This window comes from Actinophytocola sp., from assembly GCF_049647105.1.
GTDB lineage: Bacteria > Actinomycetota > Actinomycetes > Mycobacteriales > Pseudonocardiaceae > Actinophytocola.
The window spans coordinates 63,438-88,449 of sequence record NZ_JBARWZ010000294.1 but is presented as its reverse complement, the minus strand read 5'-3'; the positions used below and the strand labels follow the sequence as shown (position 1 = coordinate 88,449).

Genomic DNA, 25,012 nt, shown 5'->3' with positions numbered 1-25,012 from the left:
GAATAGGGACGGGCATCCACCGACCCTATTCGCGCGCCCTCTACCTGGATTTTCACTGAGTGGAAGACGACGTGTTGTGTGCACCCCGCCGCCGGTATTGACTGGGGTGCATGCGAACCCAGGTCGCCATCGTCGGCGCGGGCCCGGCGGGTCTGCTGCTGTCCCACCTGCTCGCGGCCGATGGCGTGGAGTCGATCGTGGTCGAGACGCGCACCCGCGAGTACGTCGAGTCCCGCATCCGCGCGGGCATCCTGGAGCACTCGACGGTGGAGCTGCTCAGATCGGCCGGGCTCGGCGACCGGATCACGCTGGAGGGCGACGAGCACCGGGGGATCCACCTGCAGTGGCCCGGCGAGCGCCACCACCTCGACTTCCAGGACCTGGTCGGGCGCAGCGTGTGGGTGTACGGGCAGACCGAGGTGCAGAAGGACCTCGGCCGCGCCTGCGACGCGGCGGGCAGGCAGGTGGTCTACGACGTGCGGGACACCGAGGTGCACGACCCGGCCGACCCGTACGTCACCTTCACGGTCGACGGCGGGCCGGAGCGGGTGGACGCGGACGTGGTCGTCGGTTGCGACGGCTCGTTCGGCCCGACCCGCGACGCGGTGCCGGGGACCACGTGGCAACGCACGTACGACTACTCCTGGCTCGGGGTGCTCGCCGACGTTGCGCCGTCGACCGACGAGCTGATCTACGCATGGCACCCGGACGGTTTCGCACTCAACTCGATGCGCTCGCCCACGGTGACCCGGCTCTACCTGCAGGTTCCCGCCGACACCGACATCGGGGACTGGCCGGACGAGCGGATCTGGGACGCGTTGTCCGACCGGCTCGGGCACGGGCAGGACGGCTGGCGGCTCGAGCGCGGGCCGATCACCGAGAAGAGCGTGCTGCCGATGCGGAGCCTCGTGCAGGCCCCGATGCGCCGCGACAGGGTGTTCCTGGCAGGCGACGCCGCGCACATCGTGCCGCCGACCGGTGCGAAGGGGCTGAACCTGGCGGTCGCCGACGTGGCGCTGCTGGCTCCCGCGCTGGCGGCGTTGCTGCGGAACAGGGACTCCCGGCTCGCCGACGAGTACTCCGACACCGCGCTGCGCCGGGTGTGGCGCTGCACGCACTTCTCGTGGTGGATGACCACGATGCTGCACGCGACCGAGGACCCGTTCGACCGGCAGCTGCAGCTGTCACAGCTGCGGTGGGTGGCGTCGAGCGAGGCCGGTGCGCGGGGGCTGGCCGAGAACTACGCGGGCCTGCCGATCGGCTTCTGACCTCACACGAACGCGACCACGAGGAGGACGGCAACCACCAGCGCGGCAAGGACGAATCGCATAACCCCAGATATAACCCTCTTAGGGGTTACTGTGCAAGGGTCGTGCCCTTGCCGCCGCTACACTCCGCGCCGACAATTCCGGGAGGCGACGATGCCGGACAGTCCCGACGTGCCCGACGACGTCCTCGACCGGCTTCGCGTGGTGTGCATGGCTCTCCCCGATGTGTACGAGGAACAGGCCTGGGTCGGCACCCGGTGGATGGTCCGCAAGAAGACCTTCGCCCACGTCCTCGGCATCAGCGACGAGTACCCGCCCGCCTACGCCCGCGAGGCGCCCTACGTCGGCGACGCCACCGTACTGACCTTCCGCTCCTCCGGCGACGAGCTCGCCGCGCTGGTCGGCACCGGCCACCCGTTCTACAAACCGAGGTGGCACCCGCAGATCGTCGGCATGGTCGTCGAACCGGCCGCCGACTGGGACGAGGTCGCCGAGCTGCTCACCGAGAGCTACTGCCTGCGGGCGCCCCAGAAGCTGGTGACGCGGCTGCGCGTCGGCGGACCGCCCGAAATCGTGCCCGAAAAGACCGACTGAACCGAGCCACTGGGCGGTACGTGTATCCCTCGAGCGGGTTCTCGGCTCATTGTCGGCATACGTATTGGACAGGAGAAGGTCATGGCGCAGCGCGGTCCGCTGGTCACCGCCGTCGTCGTGGTGGCTGGTCTCGTCGGTCTCATGGCGGCCAACGCGTCGGGTGGTCTCGTCACCGCGGGCAACACGACGCCGGACCAGGAAAAGGTCGCGGCCACCGGTACCACGGAACCCACCACCACCGAGCCCGCGGCGCCACCGGTCACGACGACCGAGCCGCCGCCTCCGCCCGCGTCGTCGACCACCGAACCGCCGGCGCCACCGAACCCGGCCTTCCCGCCCGACGCGGTCTACGCGGGCCCGGCGGCCGAGGGTCCGCTGACGGTCGCGGTCGCGGTGCAGGGTGACGAGGCCGCCGCGTACCTGTGCGACGGCGCGAACGTCGAGTCGTGGCTGAAGGGCTCGGCCGTGGAGGGCACGGTCGACCTGAAGTCCAAGGACGGCGCCACGACGTTGACCGGCGAGCTGGTCGGCGAGACCCTCAACGGCACGATCACGATCGCCGGACAGCAGCAACAGTTCAGCGTCGCCGCCGCACCGGCACCGGCAGGGGTCTACCGCGGCAAGGGTGACGGCACCACGATCGGCTGGATCATCCTGCCGGACGGCACACAGGTCGGCGTCGCCCGTTCTGCGTCCGGCACCGCGCCCGCGCCGCCGCTCGACCCGGCGAAGGGCGCCGTCACGATCAACGGCAAGCGGGTCGGCGCCGAGAAGGTCTCCGGGGAGACCACGTTCGGCTGACCGGCCGGCTCCTGCCACCCGGTTCCGCGGGGGAACCGGGGATGCGAAAGAGGGTGCCGGGGCGTCGTGCTCCGGCAGCAACAAGGAGACTCCCATGACCATGCGACCGCCTGAGCCGCCGGACTTCGGGCCGATGGGTCCACCACTCGACTCCGACCTCACCCAGCCGGTGCCGCAGCACTGGCTCAACGAGACCACGACCAACGTCGCGCCGGTGGAGTTCGATGACGATGACTACCGGCGGGAGCCTGCCAACATCCGGGGTGTCGTGGCCGCGCTGGGGATCGGCGCGCTCGTCGCCGTCGCCATGGGGGTGTACGGCAGCGCGCACGAGCCCACCGGCGAGGCGCTGAACCTCGCGGGCTTCTCCGACGGCCTGCACGCCAAGGCGTGGCTGGGTTCCGTCGCGTTCGTGCTCGCCATCGTGCAGGTCCTGTCCGCCATGGCGATGTGGGGCAGGCTGCCCGGGTTCACCGCGGGCCACGGCACCGCGGTCCTGCACCGCTGGTCGGGCCGCGTCGCGGTGATCGTGTCGCTGCCGGTCGCCGCGCACTGCCTCTATGCCCTTGGCTTCCAGGCTTTCGACACCCGGGTGCTGCTGCACTCGTTGCTTGGCTGCTTCTTCTACGGCCTGTTCGTCTGCAAGATGGTCGTCCTCACCCGGTCCCGCACGCCCGGCTGGGCGGTGCCCGTCGTCGGCGCGGCCGTGTTCACCGCGCTCGTCGGCCTGTGGGTGACGTCCTCCCTCTGGTTCTTCTCCGAGTTCGGGGTGAGTCTCTGATGAGTCACGAGATCCCCCGCCGCGCCGCGGTGGGGTTCGCTGTCGTGGGCGCCGCCTGCGCGGCCTGCACCCGGTACGGCGCGCCTGCCGCGCAACCCGAGGCGAAGACGGCCCCCGACGCACCTCCCCAGGTGCTCGGCAAGGCCATCGACGTCCCCATCAACGGCGGGGTCGTGTACCGCGACAAGAAGATCGTGGTGACCCAGCCTGCCCAGGGTGAGTACAAGGGCTTCTCCGCCCTGTGCACGCACCAGGGCTGCGTCGTCAACGACGTCGCGGCGGGCACCATCAACTGTGACTGCCACGGCAGCAAGTTCGGGCTCGACGGCTCGGTCACCACCGGCCCCGCGACGCTCCCGTTGCCGCCGGTCGAGGTCAGCGTCAACGAGAGCGGTGACCTGGTGACCGGCGCGGCGGCCGCGCCGGAGACCACCGAACCGGCCACCACGGAGCCACCCGCGCCGCCGGAGAAGCCGGAGACCACCGCCGCGCCCAAGGGGATCGCGTCGACGGCCGACATCCCGGTCGGCGGTGGCGCGGTGCTCCAGGCCCAGCAGGTCGTGATCACCCAGCCGTCGCCGGGAGAGTTCCGCGCGTACTCGGCCGTGTGCACCCACCAGGGCTGCGTCGTCAACGACGTCGTCGGTGGCACCATCAACTGCAACTGCCACGGCAGCAAGTTCGGGCTCGACGGATCCGTGTCACAGGGACCCGCGTCCGCCCCCCTGCCATCGGTTGCCGTTAAGGTGACCGGAGATCAGATCTCGTTGGCATGAACCGAACTCGGTTCACAAACGTGTTCCAGTCGTGAGCGAAGTAGCATCCAGTACCCTGCTCATCGACCGGCCACTCGGGCAGGTGATGGCGGCCGTGGCAATGATCGGCAGACGTTCTCGGCGCACGCGCGCCTCGAACCCGGCCGAGGACCTCATCAAGTCCCTCTACGCCGAACACGGCCGAAGCCTGCTCGACTACGCGACCCGGCTGACCGGGGACCGCGCCGCGGCTGAGGACGTCGTGCAGGAGACGCTGCTGCGGGCATGGAAGCACGCCGACGCACTCCAGTCCGGGGTCGGCTCCGTGCGTGGCTGGCTCCTGACCGTGGCGCGCAACCTCGTCACCGACCGGGCCCGCGCTCGCGCCGCCCGGCCGACCGAGGTCAACCAGCCCATCGACGTGCCGGCCGCCCAGCGCGACCACGCCGACACCGTCGTCGACACGATGACCGTGATGGGTGCGCTGGAGGGTCTTTCGCCGGAGCACCGGGCGGTGCTCGTCGAGGTGTACTACCGCGGCCGGACGGTGAACGAGACCGCCGCCGTACTGGGGATCGCGCCGGGTACGGTGAAATCGAGGACATATCACGCGGTCCGCGCGCTGCGGGCGACGCTTGGGCATTCGGGGGAGGTGCGCCGGTGACGGGTCCCGTGCACGACCGGGCTCAGCTCGGCGCCTACGCACTCGGTGCGCTCGACCCCGTCGAGGCGCGCATGGTGCACGAGCACCTGGTGTCCTGCCAGGACTGCCAGCGCGAGGTCAACGAGCTGATGATGATCCGGCGCGCACTGGACCAGGTGCCCCCGGAGGCGTTCGTCGACGGCCCGCCAGAGGAGGGCGACCTCCTGCTGCGGCGCACCCTGCGCCAGGTCCGCACCGAGGCACCGGCACCACGCCGCATGTCGGCCGGGATCGCGGTCGCGGCCGCCGTCGCGGTGGCCGTCGCACTCGGCGGCGGCATCCTCGTCGGCCGCGAGACCGTGTCCACACCGGTCGCCGCCCCGCCGCCGACCACCCCCACTCTTCCCACGAACGCGCGCCTCGCGGAGGCCACCGACGCCGAGACCGGCACCTCGATGACCGTGGCGCTGGAGCCCAAGAAGGGCTGGGTCTGGGTCAACGCGACCGTGACGGGCCTGGCGTCGGGTCTGCGCTGCGAGATGTACGTGATCCCGAAGGACGGCGACGCGATCCTGGCAGGCGGCTGGCTCGTCTCCGACGAGGGCTCGGCGAAGGGCACCATCCTGGAGGGCACCGCCCTGCTGCCCCCGGACGAGGTGCGGGCCATCGAGATCCGGACCCAAGAGGGCGAGACGATGGTCTCGGTCCCGCTCTGACCCGAGACACTGTCAGCGGTCCCCACCCCTGATGATCATGGCGCGATCCGGCGCCCGGTCGTGCGCTGCTCCCGTCGGCGGGGGGCGCACACCCGTTTGGCGGCGGCCAGGTCGCGTACCGTCGCCGGCCTTCCCACGGCCGTCTGCCCCGCCGCGCCGCCCCAGCCCGATGGCCGCCTCGCTCGACCGCGCGGTCGTCCAGCGAGTATTCGCAGTTCACGCGCCTGCTTGACCGCGCTGACCGCCGCGTGTCCGGCAGCCGCAACGACGCAGGACCACCGCAGGGTTCGTCAATGTGACCCACGCCACACATCTCCATGTGGGTGAGCTGAACGTTGCCGCCGTTACCAAACGTATATACGGGTAGGACTTGCAACGAGGCGTGCCCGCAACAAAAACCTTGACGCGGCTTAATCGTTCTGATATCTACTGCAGAGGAGTTCATCCATGAGGATGCCGAGCTCTAGAGTTGCCGGACTAGCTGTACTGGCAACGATCTCCGCGCTCCTCCTCAGTGGCTGCCAACTGCGCGAAGGCGCGGGCAGCGAGTACGGCGACACCCAGGGTATGCCAAAAACAACCGGGCAACTCGAAATGGGAAATAACTGAGTCGCAGGTGAACAGAACCATGCGTCACAGAATTGTCCGTTGGTCCGTCGCCGCGTTCCTCGTGGTCATCGGTGCCGCCTGCCCAGCGGTGGGCGTCGCCATGGCGAGCGCGAGCCAGACTCAACCGGCAGCACAGCAGGCCCAGCAGGTGCTCGCACCCCTGGACCGCGAGTTCCTCACGGTGATCAACTTCGCGAACCTGTGGGAGGTCCCCATGGGCAAGCTCGCCGCCGAACGGGGCAACTCGCAGGCGGTCCGCGACACCGGCACCGTGCTGGCCCAGGACCACACCAAGCTCGACGTCGCCGTCAACAAGCTGGCGGACCAGTTCGGTGTGCGGCTGCCCGACAAGCCGTCGTCGTCCACACAGGGGTGGATGAACGAGATCTCGAGCAAGACCGGTGAGGAGTTCGACGACACCTTCGCCGACCGGCTCCGCGCCGCGCACGGCACGGTGTTCGGGCTGATCGCCGAGGTGCGGTCCGGTACCCGCAACCCGGTGATCCGCGACTTCGCCTCCCAGGCCAACGAGATCGTGATGAAGCACATGACCCTGCTCGAGGGCACCGGTCACGTCACCGTCGAGCACGGCATGTTCGCCGAGGCCGCGGCCCGCCAGACCACCTATCCGGAGAACACGTTGACACGTGGTGACCTACTGCTCGCCGGTCTCGTCGCCGTACTGATGGCGGCGGCCACGATCGGCATCGTGCGAACCTTCAGCGCACACGGGTCCGCCGAATGATCGCGATCGCACTGCCACAACACGACATCGGCATCCGCGAGGTCGCCGCCCTGTCGGCGAGGGCCTCCTACGTCTTCATGTGCCTGACCCTGTGCTGGGGCGTACTCACCGCGACCGGCTGGATCAAGAGGCTCACCGGGCATCAGGCCATCCGCTCCGCGCACATGATCCTCGCGATCTTCACGCTCGCGACGGGCATCACGCACGCGATCGTGTTCCTGCTGCTGCGGGAGCAGGGCCTGGACATCTTCGGTATCTCGGTGCCGTTCAGCGGCCGGTTCCGGCACGCGCTCGGCATCCTCGGCCTCGAGATCATGATCGCGATCACGATCACCACCGGCATGCGGCGGTTCATCCGCTACCGCAACTGGCTGCGGTTCCACCAGCTCGCGTACATCGCGCTCGGCCTGGTGGTCGTGCACTCGTGGTTCGGTGCCATCGCCAACGGCCACCTCGCACTGCTGTGGCTCGGCGGCATCACGGTGCTGACCCCGGCGGTGACACTGACAGCACTCCGGTTCCTCCCACCGAAGGTGCTGATCCGCGCCGGGCTGCTCGCGGCGGCGCCCGCCACCACCGGAACACAGCTGGCCGTCGTCGAACCTCCGCCACCCGGCCCGCGCGTCGGGCGGAAGGTGCAGGTCAGCGTCGACAACCAGCGCTGCAAGCGGTACGGCATCTGCCAGGCCGAGTCGCCGCAGCTGTTCCAGCTCATGGAGGACGGACGGCTGCGCTACGTCCGTGACCCCGACACCGACAGCCGTGCCCAAGCGCAGGCGGCGGCACGGTCCTGCCCCATGCAGGCCATCCAGTTGCAGGAGGTACGCACCCGATGAACCGGGACGAACGGATCGTCGTGGTCGGCGCCGGCCTGACCGGTCTGCGCACCGCGGAGCGGCTGCGCGAGCTCAAGTTCGAGGGCGAGATCATGCTCCTCGGCGACGAGAAACAGCCGCCGTATCACCGGCCCGCGCTGTCCAAGCAGCTGCTCATGGGTACGCTGCGGACGAGTGACCTCACGCTCCCCGCGTACGAGGACCTCAACGCGAAGTGGCGGTTCGGCACGCAGGTCCGGCAGCTGGTGCCGCACAACAAGGTCCTGCACCTGCCCGGCGGCGAGGAGCTGACCTACGACGGTCTCGTCATCGCGACCGGCGTGGAAGCCAAGCGCCCCAACGACCTGCCGTACTACGACCCGCGCGTGCTCGTGCTGCGCACCATGTCCGACGGCATGGACCTAGAACGCGTCATCGGCTCGACGAAGGGCCGCGTCGCGGTCGTCGGCGGCGGGTTCACCGGCTGCGAGCTCGCGGCGAGCCTGCGCCACCTTTCCCGCGAGGTGACGCTCATCGGCCGCCAGGACACCCTGCTCGGCAACGTCCTCGGCCCCGAGCTCGGCCAGTGGCTGACCAACCTCCACCGCGACCACGGCGTCGACCTGGCGCTGGGCAACTCCGTGCAGGAGTGGGCGCCGGGGCCGGAGGGCATCGGCCTGAAGCTGACCGACGGCACCACCCTGCTCGCGTCGTGCGTCCTGATCGCGGCTGGCACCGTGCCGCTGACCGGCTGGCTGCGTGGTTCCGGGTTGCCGCTGGACAACGGCGTGGTCTGCGAGCCGACCTGTCACGTCGTCGGCGCAGAGGACGTGGTCGCCGCCGGTGACGTGGCGCAGTGGCCCAACCTGCGGTTCGACAACGTGCCGAGGCGCGTCGAGCACTGGCTGAACGCGGTCGAGATGGGCCGGGCCGCTGCGGAGAGCCTGCTCGCCGGCCGCACCGCCGCGGAGCCGTTCACGCCGATGCCGCGGTTCTGGACCGAGCAGTACGGCATCCGCATCCAGGCCGCGGGCATGCCGAAGCTGGGCAAGGACATCATCACGCTCGGCACGCCGGACGAGGGCACCGGCACCGTGTACGGGTACTCCAACGAAGGCCGCCTGATGGGGGTGGTCGGCCTGGACTGCCCGTCGTCCGTGCTGGCATGGACCGACAGCGTGAGCAGGCAGAACCCCGCGCCACGGCCGCGTACGCCCGCCGAGCCGACACCCGCGGTGTCCGTTGGCGGCGCCGGTGCGGCGGCGAAGCGCGGCAAGGGCAGGCATCAGCTGCCCATCAAGGACAAGCAGCCGCAGCGCGAGGAGAAGCGCGACCACGAGATCGCGTACGTGGAGGAGCCACCGGGTCAGGTCGGCGTCGGTGCCGGTCAGGTGCCCGCCGGGCGGCCGAAGAACGTCGTGGACTCGTTCAGCCGCATGCTGCCGGTGAAGGTCCGTCCGCCACGCGGTGGCGCGGTCCCGCCGCCCGGTATGCCGATGAACGGTGTGCCTGTCCCGCCGCCACCGGGAATGCCGGTGCACGGCGCTCCCATCCTGCCGCCGCCGGGCATGCCGGTGAACAGTGCGCCCGTCCCGCCGCCACCGCCGGGCACGCCGGTGCACGGTGCGCCGGTCCTGCCGCCGCCAGGAACGCGGGCGAACGGCGCGCCGGTGCCGCCGCCGCCGGGAACGCCGCTGAATGGCCGTCCGGTGCCGCCCGTCGGAGCGCCGCAGAACGGCCGCCTCGCACTGGGGCCCGCGACGAGTGGCCGGTTCCCGGTGCCGTCGGAACCCGACCGGATCGCACCACCGCGGTTCCGCTCCGCCAATGGCGTCCCGGAGCCGCTGAGCGGCAGGCTGAACGCGCCAGACGACCTCGCGATCGACGTCACCGGTCAGATGGCGCTCCTCGACGCGAACGGGCACGTCCGGCCCCCGGAGTTCCACGACCCGCTGGCGGTCTCCGCCACGACCGTCGACGGCATCCCGCCGGTCAGCAACGGCCCGAGCAGTTCCTACAGCGCGATGCCGCCCGTCCGGCGCGGTCCGTCGGACTCGTTCGACTCCATGCCGCCGGTCCGGCGTGGCGCGTCGGACTCCTTCGGCGGGATGCCTCCCACCCGCCGCGGCGCGGAGGATTCGTTTGGTGGCATGCCGCCCGCGCGGCGTGGTTCTTCGGACTCGTTCGACTCCATGCCGCCGATCCGGCGACGTGCGGACGATGTGCGCCGTGCGCTGCCCCCGGCCCGGCGCGGCGCGGCGGACTCCTCCGGCGGGATGCCGCCGGTTCGTCGTGGTTCTTCGGACTCGTTCGACTCGATGCCGCCGGTTCGGCGTGGTGCGGACGATTCCTTCGGTGCGCTGCCGCCTGCCCGGCGTGGGGCCGATGCGCGGCCGTCCGCCGCGCGTGGTTCTTCGGACTCCTTCGGTGCCATGCCGCCTGTCCGCCGCGGTGCGGACTCCTCGCGTGGGCGGCGGCCTGCTCGTAGTGGCGACGGTGCCTTCGGACAGGCCACGGCACGCGGCTCAGAGGACCCGTTCGCGGCGATGGGTGGCGCCAGGGAGTCGCTCGACCCGGTGGCTCCGGTGCTGGGCAGCGCGGACGAGACCTCCATCGAGGGGATGCCACCGCGCCGGGCGGCCAGGCACAACACGGCCGGGCCGACCAACGGTGGCCGGGCCGCGCGGCGCCGGGCCGAGGAGCGGGTCTCCCAGAGCATGGATCCCGCGCTGAGCGGCATCCGGCTCACGCCGGCCCTGCCGAGCATGGACGACTCGTTCGACCGGCCTCCCAAGCACGGCAGGCCGGAGGACGACTACCTGGTCCGGCAGCGGTTCGGCCCAGAGGACTCCTATGACCAGATGCCCGCCGTGGAGCGGTCTGTCCGGGCTTCCGGAGGTCGGCGGCGCGCCTGACCTCCACCAACGCTGACCGACACAGTCCGCGTGCCGTCCCGTTTCGACGGGTGGCACGCGGACTGTCCTTTATAGACAATTATCCGCGAAAACGATCACTTGGTGTAGTCGGGCCGTCGTTGCGGGTAATTCTCGTCACCATTAAGGTGGTACCGCTCGGGTTATGACAGTGGCAAGGTTGTGCACCGCACACAACCTAAAGGGAGTCCGTGTTGATCTGTGACGAAATATCGGGGGGCCGTCCAGTGAGCATCGCGACCCGGACAACCAGCTATTTCACCACGCCGCAGCACGAAGAGCTGCGCGAACAGGTGCGGGAATTCGCCGAGGTGAAGGTCGCGCCGAGGGTCGGTGACATGGAGGCGGCGAAGTCCGTCCATGTCGAGATGTCCAGGCTGATCGCTCGACAGGGCTGGCTGGGCGTCACGATTGACCCCCGGTATGGGGGAATGGGCCTCGGTCACCTCGCGAAGACGATTGTCATCGAGGAGTTGTCGCGGGTCAGCGGCGCTATGGGCGCAATGGTCCAGGCCTCTCAGCTCGGTGTCGCGAAAATCGTCCACTTCGGCAATGAGCAGCAGAAACGGCGCTGGTTACCCCTGGTCGGCAACGGCCGTTGCATGCCGACGATCGCTGTGACGGAACCAGAATCCGGTGGGCACGTTCTCGGCATGTCCGCTACCGCCGAACGGGTGGGAAACGAATACGTCCTGAATGGCAGGAAGGTGTTCGTCGGCAACAGCCATGTCGGCGATCTGCACGGGGTGGTCGCCAGGACCGGACGGGGCTCCAGCGGGCTGTCCGCGTTCCTGGTGGAGTCGACGGCCCCGGGCCTGTCACTCGGCCAGCACCAGCCCACCATGGGGCTGCACGGGTTCAGCTTCGGTGAACTGATCTTCGAGAACTGTCGGGTACCGGCCGAAAACCTGCTCGGCTCCGAGGGGGACGGCCTCGCCGTCGCCTACTCGTCGAGCGTCCTCTACGGCCGTCCGAACCTGACCGCGGTGTCGCTCGGCATCCACCGCGCGATCGTGGAGCAGACCGTCGAGTTCGCGACGGCACAGCAGCGCTACGGCGCGCCCCTCGCCGAACTCCCCACCGTCAAACAGAAACTGGGGCAGATGCAGTCCCAGCTGATGACCGCGCGGCTTGCCGCGTACCACGCCGCGTACCTGCTCGACGAGGGCCTGCCCTGCGACGCGGAGCTGATCAGCGCCAAGCTGCTCAACGTCGAGTCCTCTTTGGACAGTGCACGCACCGCGATGGAGGTGCACGCGGCGTACGGACTGTACCCCGGCAGCAACATCGAGCGCTTCCTGCGCGATGCCAACCACATCTACGCACCCGCCGGCACGTCGGACGTGCAGCGGATCCGGCTGGCCGAGGTCGCGCTCGGCACCTACCGGGACCAGTGGTCGGCGCGGTTCTCCGACCAGCTCCGCGCGAGCAGCGGGCTGCTGAACAGGCCCCGCACCGCCGATGAACCCATGACCAACAATGACTCGCCCCGCTGGTGGCACCGGTAGGCGGCTCGTTGGTTCCCGCACGGCCCGGCGCCCGAGGACAGGCGTGATGCCCTGAGAGGCGCTTTTCGGGACGCTGAACGACCCGAAAGCGCCTCTCAGGGCATCGCACCGCGCCTGGCGGGCTAGCGCAGTCCCTGTTCGCGTCGGTGGATCAGGTCCATCACCTCGGCCGCCATGGACTTGATCATCTCCAGGCCCGGCCTGCCCCAGTTGCTCTCTTCCGTGTTCACCACGCAGATCGTGCCAAGTGCGGTGCCGGTGCGGTCGATCAGTGGCGCACCCATGTAGGCCCGCACGCCGATCGAGTTCACCACCGGGTTGACCGCGAACCTCGGGTACGCGCACACGTCGTCGAGCACCAAAGCCTTGCGGCGCACCACGACGTGCGGGCAGTAGCCGTGTTCGCGTGACATCGTGCGGCCCGGGGTCGCGCGGGACGCGGACGACGCCGCGTCCAGTGCGTCCGCCTTCGCGCTGTCCGGTCCGTACAGACCGGCGAAGTACTGCTCCTCGTCGCCCACGAAGTTGACCATCGCGTACGGCGCGTTCGCCGAGGTGGCCAGTCGTGCCGCGAACCTGTCGAACTCCGAGTCCGGCCGCTCACCGAGCCCGAGCTGTGCCAGCCGGGCCAGTCGCTGTGGGATGTCGGGGTCGTGCGGCGCCGTCAGCAGTCGAGGGTCGAGGATCTCGTAGTTCATGACTGGTGACTCCGAATCATCGTGGAATTGGCGGCACGGAACGTCGCCAGAACGGACTCGAGCAGGGTGATCAGCACCAGGTGCGCGGACTGGGCCTTGCGTGCGTCGCACCGGACGAGTGGCACGTGCGGTTTCAGCGCGAGCGCCCGCCGCACGTCCTCGTCCCGGTAGTGGTACCCGTCCTCGAACTCGTTGAGTGCCACCAGGAACTTGATGTCGCGCCGCTCGAAGAACTCGACCGCGCCGAAACAGTCGGCGAGCCTGCGGGTGTCCGCGAGCACCACCGCGCCGAGCGCACCCCGCGACAGCTCGTCCCACATGAACCAGAAGCGGTCCTGGCCGGGCGTGCCGAACAGGTACAGCACGAGGTTCTTGTCGGTGAAGGAAAGGCGGCCGAAGTCCATGGCGACCGTGGTGGTCGACTTGCTCTCGACCCCCGCGACGCTGTCGACCGCGACACTGGCCGCGGTCAGGGTCTCCTCTGTGGTCAGTGGCTCGATCTCGCTCACCGCGCCGACGAACGTCGTCTTGCCGACGCCGAAACCGCCCGCGACGAGGATCTTGACCTGAATGGGGAACAGCTGCTCAGACGAACCGTCGGAGGCCATCAATCACCGCCTCCAGAATGGCTGGGTCGTTGGAATAGGACTCGGTCGGTGCGAACTTCGCGATCACCACGCCGAGTTCGATGAGGTCGGACAGGACGACCTTGGTGACGGTCACCGGCCGGTGCAGCAGCGCCGCCACCTCGGCGACCGACGTCGGATACGCGCACAGCTCCAGTGCCTTGGAGTGCTCGACACCAAGCTGGCTCTTGCCGACCATGCCGTCGCCGGTCGCCCGCACCAGTGACATCAGGTCGAGCGGGGTGCTCGGCTGAGTCCTCCCGTTGGTCATGGCGTACGGGCGTACGCCGAACAAGCCGGGGTCCTCGGCAGCCGCCTCGTCCTGACCTCTCATCGTCAACGGGTTCCATTGCCCTGGTGCGCGACGTGGTGTCGCGACGGGGTCACGAGCACGGCGGGCACCTGCGTGCACAGCCGTTGCATCTCGTAGCTGAGGATGCCCGCGTCGACCTCGCGGGAGGCGAGCACCGCCAGCACACTGCCCGCGCTCGCCGCGGTCACGAACAGGATGATCTCGTTGAGCTCGGTGATCACCTGCCGGACGCCTGCGCCGGAAGGGTCGTCGCCGGAGAACTTCTTGCCGACCTGGTTGGCCAGCGAGCACATGCTGCTCGCGAGGGCCGCGAGCCGGTCCGCGCCGTCGGTGTCGAGGCCGTACCAGTACTTCGGGATGCCGTCGACCGAGAGCAACAGCGCGCTGTGCGTGTTGGGTACTGCCTCAACCAGCCGGCGGAGCAGCCAGTTCAGGTCGTCGGCCATGTTGTGGAGTCTCCCTTGTTCGTCGCGTCACGGTTCTGCTCGGAGAGCCAGTGATCCCGGCCCGCCTGGACGGTCTTCATGAGATTGGTGTTGTGGCCCGGCACCGGCTTGGTCGTCTGCGGCGGCTCGAGGAGCTCCTGCCGCAGATGGCTGCCCCTGCGCTGCGGCAGCGGCGGCGGCTGGTCGCCTGCGAGGGCGTTCGGATCGGTGAATGTGGCGGCGTCCTCGGGGGAGATCGCACCCATCCCACCGGCACGAAGGTCGTCGTAGGACCGGCCGGGTGCGCGCACGGGCAGCTTGGGCAGCCCTGGGTCGGCCGCCGCGGTGGCCTCTGCCGCCGTGTGACGGGCGGCCTGTGGTGGGCGGATGGGTCCCAGACCGGGGCTGGGGGCGCTCGCGACGGCCGCGGTGGGCACGGGCACCGGCGCGGGCACCGGGGTCGGCGGCACCGGCGGTTCGCTCCTCGGCGCGGGCGACGGCTTCTGGACCGGTGGCAGGGACGGCGACGAGGCGGTCGCCGAGGGGAGCTGCTCTGGCCTGCGCTTCTGCAGCACGGACTGCGACCGCGCGCGGTGCCGTGGGTCCTGTGCGGGCTCCGACTCGCTCAGCAGCTGTGGCGGGATCACCACGGCCGCCGCGATGCCGCCGAAGATGTTGGACTGCAGGCGGACACGGATCTCGTGGCGGCGCGCCAGCTCGCGGACCACCGCGAGGCCGATGCGGCCGTCCTCGAGCAGCTCGCTGATGTCGATGTGGGTCGAGCCGTCGAGCAGGTGGTTGATCCGCTCCAGGTCCTCGTAGCTCATGCCGAGACCGCGGTCCTGCACCTCGATCGCGAGACCGGCGGTCACCTTCTGCGCGCGGACCTCGACCTTCGGGCCGTCCGGCGAGGTGAAGCGGGTCGCGTTCTCGAGCAGCTCCGCGAGCAGGTGGATGATCTCGGCGACCGCGTGGCCGTGGATCTCCACGTCCTCGACCGGCACGATCGCGATCTGCCGGTAGTGCTCGGCCTCGGACACCGCGGCCAGCAGCACCGCGTACACACTGACCGGCTTGGTCGACCGCCGCTGCGGCGACTCGCCGCCCAGCACTGCCAGGTTCTCGCCCTGCCGCCGGGCCAGCGTGAACAGGTGGTCGATCTCGTAGAGGCCGTCGAGGAGCTCGGGGTCCTCGTTCTCCTGCTCCAGCTCGTCGATCCGCTTGATGGCGCGGTTGATGAGGGACTGCAGGCGCCGCGCCAGCTTGACGAACACCTCGCGCCGCTGGCCTGGGTCGTCGGTGAGCACGACCTGGCCATCGCCGGGCCGGGACCACAGCGGTGCAGGCTCCGGCGTGCGGGTGACCACCTCGACGGGGCGCTGCTCGTGGACGCGCTGCTCCGGCGCGAGTGGCTGCGGCTGCGGCTGCGGCGCGGGCATCGGGGCGCGTGGCAGCGCTGGTCTGCTCGCCGGCGGCGTGACCTGCCGCACCGAGGACATCGCCATGAGGAAAGCCACGAGCACCGCGACCACACAGCCCGCGACCACGCTGACCGACACGACCAGCGCGCTTGAGTCGTCGGTCGCGATCATCAGCACACCGGCCCCGCCGCCGAGCATGACGACGGTCAGCAGGAACAACCCGATATGCAGGAGTTTGGTCTGGAGGCGCTCGATGCCGTCCGCGTAGGTGTTTTGCATGTCGTTCTCCACGCGTAAACCCCAAGGTGGGGTAGGCGTCTCAGACATCGGGTCCTTCCTGTGCGGGGAGGAGGCAACACGAACCGACACGCGTCGAGCCGGAATGCGCAGCAGATGCTACCGCAAACGCTTTTGTGCACTTTGGCCCTGTGTATGGAATTGGTGTTACCACACCCCTTCGCACGCATGTGCGCAGTTCAGCCGGGTGGCACGCCCCTGCGCGGCGGCGTGGCGAAACATCTCGTGGTCCACAGTGGACAGACGGGTCACCGATTCGGCGGCCACGACACCGCCGACCAGCAAGAACATGATCATGAACCACGTCGGCGGGCCGAGGAGAGCCGTTGCGAACACAGGGGAAAGTGGTGGCCCGGCCGCCGCGAGCGTGACCGGCTGACCAGGACCGTTGCGTAATTTGAGCGCCCGCCGCGCCGCTCGGAATCGGCCGGTGTGTCGTGGGCCTCGCTCGGCGGCCGGCACGCGCCCGAGATACCGCCCCGTCCGGCGTCACCCTATCGGCGGAACCCGGGAACAACTCCGGTCCGCCGGGAATTGACAAGGAGGTAGGAATCGACGAAAGGCGACTCATGTCCCGTGAGATCAGAACCCCAGGCCCCGACCACCCGATCACCGTCGAGAAGAACCCGGCGCGCGTGACCGTGCGGGTCGGTGACCAGGTCGTGGCCGACTCGACGGCGGCGCTCGTGCTCCAGGAGTCGAACTACCCGCCCGCGCACTACATCCCGCTCGCCGACGTCGACCCCGCCCTCATCACGCCGACCGACACCAGCACGTACTGCCCGTACAAGGGCGACGCGTCGTACTACACGCTGGTCACCGAGGGTGGCGAGCTGAAAGACGCCATCTGGACCTACCGGACCCCGTACCCGGCGGTCGCCGAGATCGCCGGACACGTGGCGTTCTACCCGAACAAGGTGGAGATCACCCAGAGTTGAGCCGTCGTTCCGTCACCCGAATGGCTCAGTAGAGCGAAAGTTTCGACAACTCAGCGCGTCCGCGACCGCTTCGTCCGTCGATGGCGAGATGTCACGGTCCGGATGAGCCGTCGCTCCGCCATCTCGCGGACGACCCCTACGGCACCCGGCCCAATCCTGGTTCGAAGTGTGGTTCCGGGGTAGTCCGCGGTAGGAGTGCCGTGGTGCCAGGAGGGTGACGCCGGAACGGGAGGCCATCGTGACGGACAGTCCATTGTGGAAGGTCGGCCGGATGGTCGCGGCCGTGGTGGCGGTCGTGGCCGCGATCATGTGGCTGGTGGCACTGGTGCCGAACCTGAACCCGTTCACCACCGAGACCAAGGACCGCACCGGGCCCGCGATGCTCCAGTCGGTCCGCGACCTGAGCCAGTACCACGCGGCGGAAGGCGACTTCCAGGTGATCGTGGACCTGGAGCACGACGTCGCCTGGGTGCCCGACGTGATCGCGGGGAACCGGACGTTGTTCGTGGCACAGGGCTCGGTGAGCGCGTACATCGACCTCGGCACGTTGTCGGAGAAGGCGCTCACGGTCGACGATGAGAAGAAGACCGTGTCGGTCCTGCTGCCGGACCCCAAGCTCGCCAAGCCGAACATCGACCAGGAGCACACCTACCTGTACTCACAGGAACGCGGTGTGTTCGATCGGGTCAAGTCGCTGTTCGAGACGACTGACCAGCGGGAGTTCTACGTGCTCGCGGAGAAGCGGATCGGGGACGCGGCCAAGGAGGCCGGCCTGACCGCCCGCGCGGAACGCAACACCCGCCAGATGCTGTCCGGCATGTTCACGGCGCTGGGCTACAAGACGGAGTTCGCCAGTCCGCCTCCCCGGGACTGACGGTCCGCGCGACGCCTCCCCGAGTGTTCGCGTGCGCGCAACTTTTGTTGTTACGCGGTACAGGACGTCGGCGTGGTCGCCTGTGCGCACGCGACCACGCTGGGCCGCGCCCTGTTCACCGGGCTGGAGATCACGTGATGACGCCGAGGATTCAACGGTGGTGAAGTGGGTACTCCCCGTCACGATCACCGCGTGCGGACTGGCACCGGTGAGAGTCGGAAGGGGAGACGCGATGCGGCAGGCAGAGGTGACCGAGGACCAGGAGACGCCGATCTTCGACGAGCTGGCGGCCGAGGTCGGCTGGGAGCTGGTCGACGCGAACGCCGGCCCCGAGGCGCGCGACGGGTGACGCGTCAGCTCCCGGCCGTCGTCATCGGGGCTCCCCGTAGGTCGTGCGCAGCGCGCTCTTGAGCAGCTTTCCCGACGCCGTGCGCGGCAGGGTCTCCGCGAACGTGACCGACTTCGGGATCTTGTACCGGGCGATCCGGCCGGCGAGGAACGCGAGCAGTTCGGCGGGATCGACCGTGTTCCGCGCCACGACGATGGCGCGGCCGACCTCGCCCCATGTCTCGTCGGGCATCCCGATCACCGCGCAGTCCGCGACCGCGGGATGCCGGTGGAGCGCGTCCTCGACCTCGGCCGGGTAGATGTTCTCCCCGCCGGAGATGATCACGTCCTTGATCCGGTCCCGGATGTAGAGGTGACCGTCCTCATCGGATACCGCGATGTCACCGGTGCGCAGCCAGCCGTCCTGCGACAACACCGCAGCGGTCTCCTCCGGTTTGCCCCAGTAGCCCGTCATCACGTTCGGACCGTGCAGCACGACTTCGCCCGGCACACCCGGCGCCACGTCGGCGCCGTCCGCGTCGAGGACACGCACGTCGGTGAAGAAGCACGGTGTGCCTGCCGAACCGACCTTGCGTGTGCTCTCCGCCGCCCGCAGGAACAGCGCGCTCGGCGACGACTCGGTGAGCCCGTAGCCCTGCAGGAACAGCAGGCCGCGTTCCTGGTAGGTGGTGATCACCTGGGCGGGCACCGGCGCGCCGCCGCAGATCATCGTGCGCACCGAGGACAGGTCCGCGTCGGTCCACTCAGGAACACCCGCCACGGCCTGGAACATCGCGGGCACGCCGAACAGGTACGTGACCCGCCGCCGCGCGATCGTATCGAGCGCCCGCACCGGGTCGAACGAGTCCAGGACCACCGTGCCGCCCTTGACCAGCGTCGGCAGCACGGTCTGGTTGAGCGCGGCGACGTGGAACATGGGCGCGTTCACGAGCGTCACCTCGTCACCGGCGAGGTCGACGTCGATCAGCAGGTTGACGGTGTTCCAGTGGATGTTGGCGTGCGAGAGCGCCGCGCCCTTCGGCCGCCCGGTGGTGCCCGAGGTGTACATGATCATCGCGATGTCGTCCGGCTCGACGACCTCGTCGACCGGCGCCGAGGCCGCCGCAGCCACCCGTTCCTCGTACGCGGCCCGGTCGAGCACGTGCGGCACGTCGGCCGCGAGGTCGTGCGAGGGCGCGAGCACGAGCACCGACGCGCCGCTGTCCCGCAGGATGTAGTTCAGCTCGGGGGCGGCGAGCCGGGTGTTGAGCGGCACGAAGATCGCGTCGAGCATCCCGGCGCCGAACAGGGTCTCGAGGAACTCCGGTTCGTTCGGCCCGAGGTAGGCGACCCGGTCGCCGCTGCCGACCCCGAGCCCGGCCAGCACGTGCGCCACCCGCGTGGCACGTTCGTGCAGCTCGCGGTAGGTCAGCTCGCGGTCGCCGTGCACGATCGCGACCTGGTCCGGCGACATCCGCGCGCGGCGTGCCGGCCACGAGCCGATGCCCTGGTCACGCATCGCGGTCCCGCAGCCCCAGCAGGCGTACGGCGTTGTCCTTGAGGATCATGGGGCGCACCTCCGGTTTGATCTCGAGGGTGTCGAAGTCGGCGAGCCAGCGGTCCGGCGTGATGACCGGGAAGTCCGACCCGAACAGCACCTTATCCCGCAGCAGGGTGTTCGCGTACCGCACGAGCTGCGGTGGGAAGTACTTCGGTGACCACCCCGACAGGTCGATGTGGACGGTCGGTTTGTGGGTGGCGACGGCCAGTGCCTCGTCCTGCCAGGGAAACGACGGGTGCGCGAGGACGATCGGCAGGTCAGGGAAGTCGGCGGCCACGTCGTCGACGAGGAGCGGATTGGCGTACTTCAACCGGATCCCGCCGCCGCCAGGCAGCCCGGCACCGATCCCGGTCTGTCCACTGTGGAACAACGCGATGGCGCCGTGCTCGGCGAGCACCTCGTAGAGCGGGTACACCATCGGGTCGTTGGGGTGGAACGCCTGCACACTCGGGTGGAACTTGAACCCGCGCACCCCGTACCGCTCGATCATGGCCCGCGCCTGCCGCACGGCCGCGTTGCCGCGCCAGGGATCGACGCTGGCGAACGGGATCAGGATGTCCGCGTGCTCGGCACAGGCCTCGGCGATCTCCTCGCTCGAGATGGGCGGATGCCCGGTGGCGGACTCTGCGTCGACGGTGAACACGACGGCCGCCATCCTGCGTTCCCGGTAGTAGGCGGCGATCTCGGCGACGGTCTTGGTCCGCTCGGCCACCTTGAAGTAGGCGGCCGACCCGCTCATCAGGTACTCGGGCAGGGACAGTCGTCCATCGGCGCCGACCTCGACGTGCACGTGCATGTCGACGGCCACCAGCTCGTCGAGGTTCACGGAATGCTCACCGACCGAGGATACTCGGCAACGGCCCGCATCACGTCCGCTCCTTACCCCGAACGCCCCGGACTCCGCGCAGCGCGGGCACGATCCCGCGCGGCAACCACAGCACGACGACCACCAGCAGCAACCCGTACACCGCGTACGACAACACGCTCGGCGCGTAGCTCGGCATGCCGGGGCCTGTGCCCAGCTCGTTGAGCACCTGCACCAGCAGCACGATCACCACCGCGCCGACCACGCCGCCCGACAGCGTGCCGAGCCCGCCGACCACGGCCATCACCACGTACTCGATCGACAGCAGCACCGGGAACGAGCCCGGCCCCAGGTAGCCGAGGTAGAACGCGTAGATCCCGCCCGCCAGCCCCGCGAACGCCGCCGACAGGGTGAACACCGTCAGCCGGTACCGCCCGACCGGTACGCCGCTGGCCGCCGCCGCGACCTCCGACGTGGCGAGTGCCCGCAGCCCGCGCCCCGGCCGCGAGCGCACGAGGTTGTGCGCCACGAACAGCACGAGCGCGAGTCCCGCCCACGTCAGGTACGCGTACTGGATGTCCTCCTCCAGCTCGAAACCGCCGATCGACAACCGGGGAATCCCTTGCAGACCAATGGCACCACCGGCCCACGTGGACTGCGCGAGCACCGAAAGGAGGATGAGCTGCATGGCGAGCGTGGCGAACGCCAGGTAGTGGCCACGCAGCCGCAGCACCCCGACCCCGACGACCGCGGCGAAGGCCGCGGCGGTCACCGGCGCGGCGACGAGCCCGAGGACCGGCGGCGTGCCGTGCACGCTGAGCAGCCCGGCCGTGTACGCGCCGATCGCGTAGAACGACGCCTGGCCAAGGGAAATCTGCCCGGCCTGCCCCATGAGCAGCGACAACCCGACGGTCACCATGGCCGCCAGCCCGGCGAGGACGTAGATGCCGAGCTGTAAGCCATCAAGGAAGACGGGCAGCGCGAGCGTCACCGCGACGGCGATCAGCACCTTCATACCGGCTCCTCCACCGGGCCTCGGTTTCCTCGCGGGGCCGCGCGCCAGATCATCACGGCGATCATCAGCCCCAGCGCGATGTCCGTCTGGTGCGCGGCGTTCCCGTAGCCCGCGACCAGCGCCTGCGTCACCCCGAGCAGCAACCCGCCCGCGAGCGTCACCGCCGGGCGCGTGAGCCCGCCGAGGATCGCGGCCGCGAAGCCGTTCACGATCAGCGTCACGTCCGCGTCGAACGTGATCTGCTGCACCGGCGTCACCAGCACGCCCGCCAGCCCGCCGAGCGCGCCGCCGATCGTGAACGCCAGCAATCCCATGCGCCGCACGTCGATCCCGACCACCTTCGCGGCGTACGGGTTCGACGCGCACGCGGTCAGTGCCTTGCCGGTGCCGGTGCGGCCGAAGAACAGGGCCATGCAGGCGAACACCGGCAGCGTCACCCCGATGACCAGCAGGTAGTGGGTCTGCACGCGGGCGTCGCCGATCGTGACCGCGCCGGGCAGGCCCGCGAACGACCTCGGCTGGTCACCCCACACGAGTACCTCGACCGCGTAGGCGAACACCGACAGCCCCAGCGTGACGATCAGCGCCGACCGAGGATCCGTCGCCAGCGCGACCACCCCGGCCAGCAGGCCGACGAGCGCGGCGACCGCGACCGCCAGCGGCTCCGCGACACCGTGGGGGAGCGCGGTCAGGAACGACGCAGCACACATCGCGCCCACGACCGCGAACGCGCCCTGCGCGAAGTTCACCACGCGCGTCACCCGGTACACGGCGACGAGCCCGCTGCCGACGAGCGCGTAGCCGCACCCGGTGCCGAGCCCGGTGACGAGGTAGCCAGGAAGGTCATTCATGCATGCCACCCAGGTACGCGGCCGACACCCGGTCGTCCTGTGCCAGCTCGTCCGACGGTCCCTCCGCGACGATCCGGCCCGCCTCCAGCACGTACGCGCGGGAGCACAGGTCCAGCGCCAGCCGCGCGTTCTGCTCGATCAGCAGCACGGCGAGCCCGCGCGTCTCGTTCAGCTCACGCAGGTGCCGCACCAGGTCCGCCACCACGATCGGCGCAAGGCCAAGCGACAGCTCGTCGACCGCGAGCACGTCCGGGCGGCTCATCAACGCCCGCCCGACGGCGACCATCTGCTGTTCGCCACCGGACAGCGTGCCGGCGCGCCGGTGCCGGAGCTCGGCCAGCCGCGGCAGGATCGCGTGCACCGGGCCGGTGTCGCGTTGCTTGTACCGCCGCCCGCCGAGCCGCAGGTTGTCCTCGACGGTGAGGTCGCCGAACACCTGCCTGCCCTCCGGCACGTGCGCGAGCCGCCCGCGCACCGCGACCGTGCCCTCGGCCGGTTTCACGATGCCGGAGAGCGTGTCGACCAACGTGGACTTGCCCGCGCCGTTCGGACCGACCAGCGCGACCATCTCACCGGCGCCGACGGTGAGGCTCACCTGGTCCAGTGCGGTGGCCGGCCCGTACCGGACCACCAGGTCACGCACCTCGACGGTGCCCGCCCCGCTCACGCCGTCGCCCCTAGGTAGGCGGCGACGACCCGGTCGTCCGCGCGGATCTGCGCCGGGGTGCCCTCGGCGATCACCGCGCCGAGGTCGAGCACGGTGACCAGGTCGGCGAGCCGGGTCACGAACGCGACGTCGTGCTCGACCAGCAGCATCGTGATCCCCTCGGCGCGCAGCTGTCCCAGCAGGTCCGCGAGCCGCGCCCGCTCGGCCGCCCGCAGCCCGGACGCGGGTTCGTCGAGCAGCAGCAGCCTCGGCTGCCCGCACAGTGCCCGCGCCACCTGCACCACCCGCTGCTGGCCGAGTGGCAGCGCGCCTGCGTCGCGGTCCGCCCAGTCCGCGAGCCCGGCTCTGGCAAGGCATTCGTGCGCGCGCTCGCGGATCTCCCGTTCCTCCCGTCGGTGCCGGGGCAGCCGGGCGATCGCGGCGCCGAACCCGGTGCGGGTGCCCGCGTGCGCGCCGACCATCACGTTCTCCAGCACGGTCATCCCGGTGAACACGCGTGCACCCTGGAACACCACGGCGATCCCGGCGGCGGCCCGGCGGTGCGGCGGCAGCCGGTCGATGAGGGTCCCGTCGTAGGTGACGGTGCCCGCGTCGGCGCGGAGCTGCCCGCCGATGAGCCCGAACAGGGTGGACTTGCCCGCGCCGTTCGGCCCGATGACGGCCCGCAGCTCGCCGTGCGCGACCTCGAGGTCGACGTCACGCACGGCGAACACTCCGTCGAACGAGCGGCGGAGCCCGTTCGCCCGCAGGATCGGGGGCACTCCGCTACCCGGCCAGCCCGGCCAGCTGCGTGCCCGCCCACTCGGTTGGCCGGAACGCGCCCTGTGTGACGGTGTTGACGGAGATGAACTGCGGGCCGAGCCCGGCGTGGTCGTCCTTGGCGTATGCGTACTCGCCGTTCGGCGTGACCAGTCGCAGACCTTCGAGCGCGTCCCGGATCGCGGCCGGTTCGGTGCTGCCCGCCTTCTCGATGGCGGCCACCAGCAGTTGCACGGCGCTCCAGCCGTCCTGCGCGAACTGCGGCGGCGGGTAGCCGTGCTCGTCGCTGAACGCGGTGGTCAGCTCGTCGATCGACGCTTTCTGTTTGCCAGAGGGGAGCTCCGGGCCGACGACGCCGATCGAGCTGGCGACGATCACCCCCTCCGCCGCCGCGCCGACCGGCTCGAGGAACAGCTTGCTGGCCTGCGCGCCGGTGAGCACGAGCGGGATGTCGAGCCCTGCGCTCGCGTACTGCTTGGTGAGTGCGACGGCGGGGGCCCCGGTCGCCCATACGACCAGTGCCTGCGCCTTCGAGCCTCGGACGTGCCCGAACACGGAGCCGAACTCGGTGGCGTCGGTCTGGAACTCCTCGTCGGCGACGATGTCGATGCCGAACCGGGAGGCGTCGTCCCGCATGCCCTCGTACCCGGCGACCGCGTACGAGCTGCGCGTGTCGTGCGCGACGGCCACAGTGGACACCCCGGTCGCCTTGAGGTACTGGAGGATCCGCTCCGCGTAGGTGCCAGAGGTCGCGGGCACCACGAACACGTACGGGTGCACCGGTTCGACCTGCTCGTCGGCCGGCGTGAGCGACAGGTAGGGGATTTCTTCCCGGTCCACCAGGGGAATCGTGGCGAGCGCGGAGTTGGAGAACGGCGACCCGATGACGGCGGCCACGTCGTCGTCACCCAGCCCGTTGAACGCCAGCACGGACTGGTCGGGCTGGCTCTTGTCGTCCTTGACGACGACCTCGAGCTGCCGCCCGAGCACCCCGCCCTCGCGGTTGACCTTGTCGACGGCGAGCTCGACGGACTTCTTGTTCTCGCTGCCGAGCGGGGAGTAGTTGCCGGTGAGCGACACGATCTGGCCGACGCGGATGGGCCCGTCACCGCCCGCGCTGGAGTCGTCGCCACAAGCGGCGGAAAGGAGGAGAAAGGCTGACAGGACAGGAAGAAGTCGACGCACGGTACCTCCTCGTACACGATGCGAGCAGCTCCCAAAGTTAGGCGCCTGCGTTGCAGTCGTCAAGAAATTGCCTAACATTGAT

Annotated in this window: 26 protein-coding genes; 13 read left to right on the top strand and 13 right to left on the bottom strand. The window is 69.9% G+C overall.

The genetic code is table 11. The features are described 5' to 3' along the window. Window positions 1-110 precede the first annotated feature (110 nt). From WBA97_RS35630 to WBA97_RS35580, 11 genes are all read left to right on the top strand, one after another. Complete coding sequence (locus tag WBA97_RS35630) at window positions 111-1,268, top strand: 4-hydroxybenzoate 3-monooxygenase (protein WP_424235412.1); 1,158 nt, start codon at window positions 111-113, stop codon at window positions 1,266-1,268. A 153-nt stretch (window positions 1,269-1,421) separates the two neighbouring features. Then, the gene (locus WBA97_RS35625) at window positions 1,422-1,862 is read left to right on the top strand and encodes an MmcQ/YjbR family DNA-binding protein (protein ID WP_424235411.1); all 441 of its coding nucleotides are present in this window, start codon (window positions 1,422-1,424) and stop codon (window positions 1,860-1,862) included. An 81-nt stretch (window positions 1,863-1,943) separates the two neighbouring features. After that, window positions 1,944-2,663, top strand: a complete 720-nt coding sequence (locus WBA97_RS35620) for a hypothetical protein (protein ID WP_424235410.1) — start codon at window positions 1,944-1,946, stop codon at window positions 2,661-2,663. 94 nt (window positions 2,664-2,757) lie between these two features. After that, window positions 2,758-3,444 (top strand): DUF6529 family protein, encoded by a 687-nt coding sequence (locus tag WBA97_RS35615; protein ID WP_424235409.1) that lies wholly within the window; start codon window positions 2,758-2,760, stop codon window positions 3,442-3,444. Further along, complete coding sequence (locus tag WBA97_RS35610) at window positions 3,444-4,220, top strand: ubiquinol-cytochrome c reductase iron-sulfur subunit (protein WP_424235408.1); 777 nt, start codon at window positions 3,444-3,446, stop codon at window positions 4,218-4,220. The genes WBA97_RS35615 and WBA97_RS35610 overlap by 1 nt, the downstream gene beginning before the upstream one ends. A 94-nt stretch (window positions 4,221-4,314) precedes the next feature. Then, window positions 4,315-4,863, top strand: coding sequence for a sigma-70 family RNA polymerase sigma factor (locus WBA97_RS35605; protein WP_424235415.1), 549 nt, complete (start codon window positions 4,315-4,317; stop codon window positions 4,861-4,863). Beyond that, window positions 4,860-5,558: an anti-sigma factor family protein gene (locus WBA97_RS35600; protein WP_424235407.1), complete on the top strand. Its 699-nt coding sequence runs from the start codon at window positions 4,860-4,862 to the stop codon at window positions 5,556-5,558. The genes WBA97_RS35605 and WBA97_RS35600 overlap by 4 nt, the downstream gene beginning before the upstream one ends. Before the next feature lie 628 nt (window positions 5,559-6,186). After that, window positions 6,187-6,912, top strand: a complete 726-nt coding sequence (locus WBA97_RS35595) for a DUF4142 domain-containing protein (protein ID WP_424235406.1) — start codon at window positions 6,187-6,189, stop codon at window positions 6,910-6,912. Continuing rightward, entirely contained in the window at window positions 6,909-7,748 is an 840-nt protein-coding gene (locus tag WBA97_RS35590) for a ferredoxin (RefSeq protein ID WP_424235405.1), read from the top strand. Before WBA97_RS35595 ends, WBA97_RS35590 begins: the two co-directional genes overlap by 4 nt. Beyond that, a complete protein-coding gene (locus tag WBA97_RS35585) occupies window positions 7,745-10,642 on the top strand; it encodes an FAD-dependent oxidoreductase (protein WP_424235404.1) in 2,898 nt (965 codons plus the stop codon). The genes WBA97_RS35590 and WBA97_RS35585 overlap by 4 nt, the downstream gene beginning before the upstream one ends. 245 nt (window positions 10,643-10,887) lie before the next feature. Beyond that, on the top strand, window positions 10,888-12,168 hold the full coding sequence (locus tag WBA97_RS35580) for an acyl-CoA dehydrogenase family protein (protein WP_424235403.1): 1,281 nt from the start codon (window positions 10,888-10,890) through the stop codon (window positions 12,166-12,168). Window positions 12,169-12,290: 122 nt separating this feature from the next. On the opposite strand, the gene WBA97_RS35575 is transcribed toward WBA97_RS35580, so the two are convergent. From WBA97_RS35575 to WBA97_RS35550, 6 genes are all read right to left on the bottom strand, one after another. Then, window positions 12,291-12,866, bottom strand: coding sequence for a GAF domain-containing protein (locus WBA97_RS35575; protein ID WP_424235402.1), 576 nt, complete (start codon window positions 12,864-12,866; stop codon window positions 12,291-12,293). Continuing rightward, the gene (locus WBA97_RS35570; protein WP_424235401.1) at window positions 12,863-13,474 is read right to left on the bottom strand and encodes a GTP-binding protein; all 612 of its coding nucleotides are present in this window, start codon (window positions 13,472-13,474) and stop codon (window positions 12,863-12,865) included. The genes WBA97_RS35575 and WBA97_RS35570 overlap by 4 nt, the downstream gene beginning before the upstream one ends. Then, window positions 13,452-13,826, bottom strand: a complete 375-nt coding sequence (locus WBA97_RS35565) for a DUF742 domain-containing protein (RefSeq protein WP_424235400.1) — start codon at window positions 13,824-13,826, stop codon at window positions 13,452-13,454. Before WBA97_RS35565 ends, WBA97_RS35570 begins: the two co-directional genes overlap by 23 nt. 2 nt (window positions 13,827-13,828) lie before the next feature. Next, complete coding sequence (locus WBA97_RS35560; RefSeq protein ID WP_424235399.1) at window positions 13,829-14,251, bottom strand: roadblock/LC7 domain-containing protein; 423 nt, start codon at window positions 14,249-14,251, stop codon at window positions 13,829-13,831. Beyond that, window positions 14,236-15,930, bottom strand: coding sequence for a sensor histidine kinase (locus WBA97_RS35555; RefSeq protein ID WP_424235398.1), 1,695 nt, complete (start codon window positions 15,928-15,930; stop codon window positions 14,236-14,238). The genes WBA97_RS35560 and WBA97_RS35555 overlap by 16 nt, the downstream gene beginning before the upstream one ends. Window positions 15,931-16,095: 165 nt before the next feature. Next, the gene (locus tag WBA97_RS35550) at window positions 16,096-16,245 is read right to left on the bottom strand and encodes a hypothetical protein (protein WP_424235397.1); all 150 of its coding nucleotides are present in this window, start codon (window positions 16,243-16,245) and stop codon (window positions 16,096-16,098) included. A gap of 272 nt (window positions 16,246-16,517) precedes the next feature. Between WBA97_RS35550 and WBA97_RS35545 the strand changes: the two genes are divergently transcribed. Together WBA97_RS35545 and WBA97_RS35540 are read left to right on the top strand one after the other, a co-directional pair. Then, window positions 16,518-16,886, top strand: coding sequence for a DUF427 domain-containing protein (locus WBA97_RS35545; RefSeq protein ID WP_424235396.1), 369 nt, complete (start codon window positions 16,518-16,520; stop codon window positions 16,884-16,886). Window positions 16,887-17,124: 238 nt separating this feature from the next. Next, window positions 17,125-17,760 (top strand): DUF4230 domain-containing protein, encoded by a 636-nt coding sequence (locus tag WBA97_RS35540; protein WP_424235395.1) that lies wholly within the window; start codon window positions 17,125-17,127, stop codon window positions 17,758-17,760. 370 nt (window positions 17,761-18,130) lie between these two features. Here WBA97_RS35540 and WBA97_RS35535 read toward each other — a convergent pair whose 3' ends face one another. From WBA97_RS35535 to WBA97_RS35505, 7 genes are all read right to left on the bottom strand, one after another. Next, complete coding sequence (locus WBA97_RS35535) at window positions 18,131-19,606, bottom strand: acyl-CoA synthetase (RefSeq protein WP_424235394.1); 1,476 nt, start codon at window positions 19,604-19,606, stop codon at window positions 18,131-18,133. Further along, complete coding sequence (locus tag WBA97_RS35530) at window positions 19,599-20,444, bottom strand: amidohydrolase family protein (protein WP_424235414.1); 846 nt, start codon at window positions 20,442-20,444, stop codon at window positions 19,599-19,601. The genes WBA97_RS35535 and WBA97_RS35530 overlap by 8 nt, the downstream gene beginning before the upstream one ends. Window positions 20,445-20,514: 70 nt before the next feature. Beyond that, window positions 20,515-21,468 carry a branched-chain amino acid ABC transporter permease gene (locus WBA97_RS35525; RefSeq protein ID WP_424235393.1) on the bottom strand — a complete coding sequence of 318 codons (954 nt, stop codon included), beginning with the start codon at window positions 21,466-21,468 and terminating at the stop codon, window positions 20,515-20,517. Beyond that, window positions 21,465-22,319: a branched-chain amino acid ABC transporter permease gene (locus tag WBA97_RS35520; protein WP_424235392.1), complete on the bottom strand. Its 855-nt coding sequence runs from the start codon at window positions 22,317-22,319 to the stop codon at window positions 21,465-21,467. Before WBA97_RS35520 ends, WBA97_RS35525 begins: the two co-directional genes overlap by 4 nt. Then, a complete protein-coding gene (locus WBA97_RS35515; RefSeq protein ID WP_424235391.1) occupies window positions 22,312-22,986 on the bottom strand; it encodes an ABC transporter ATP-binding protein in 675 nt (224 codons plus the stop codon). Before WBA97_RS35515 ends, WBA97_RS35520 begins: the two co-directional genes overlap by 8 nt. Beyond that, window positions 22,983-23,747, bottom strand: a complete 765-nt coding sequence (locus WBA97_RS35510) for an ABC transporter ATP-binding protein (RefSeq protein ID WP_424235390.1) — start codon at window positions 23,745-23,747, stop codon at window positions 22,983-22,985. Before WBA97_RS35510 ends, WBA97_RS35515 begins: the two co-directional genes overlap by 4 nt. A 4-nt stretch (window positions 23,748-23,751) precedes the next feature. After that, window positions 23,752-24,930: an ABC transporter substrate-binding protein gene (locus tag WBA97_RS35505; protein WP_424235389.1), complete on the bottom strand. Its 1,179-nt coding sequence runs from the start codon at window positions 24,928-24,930 to the stop codon at window positions 23,752-23,754. Between the last annotated feature and the right edge of the window lie 82 nt (window positions 24,931-25,012).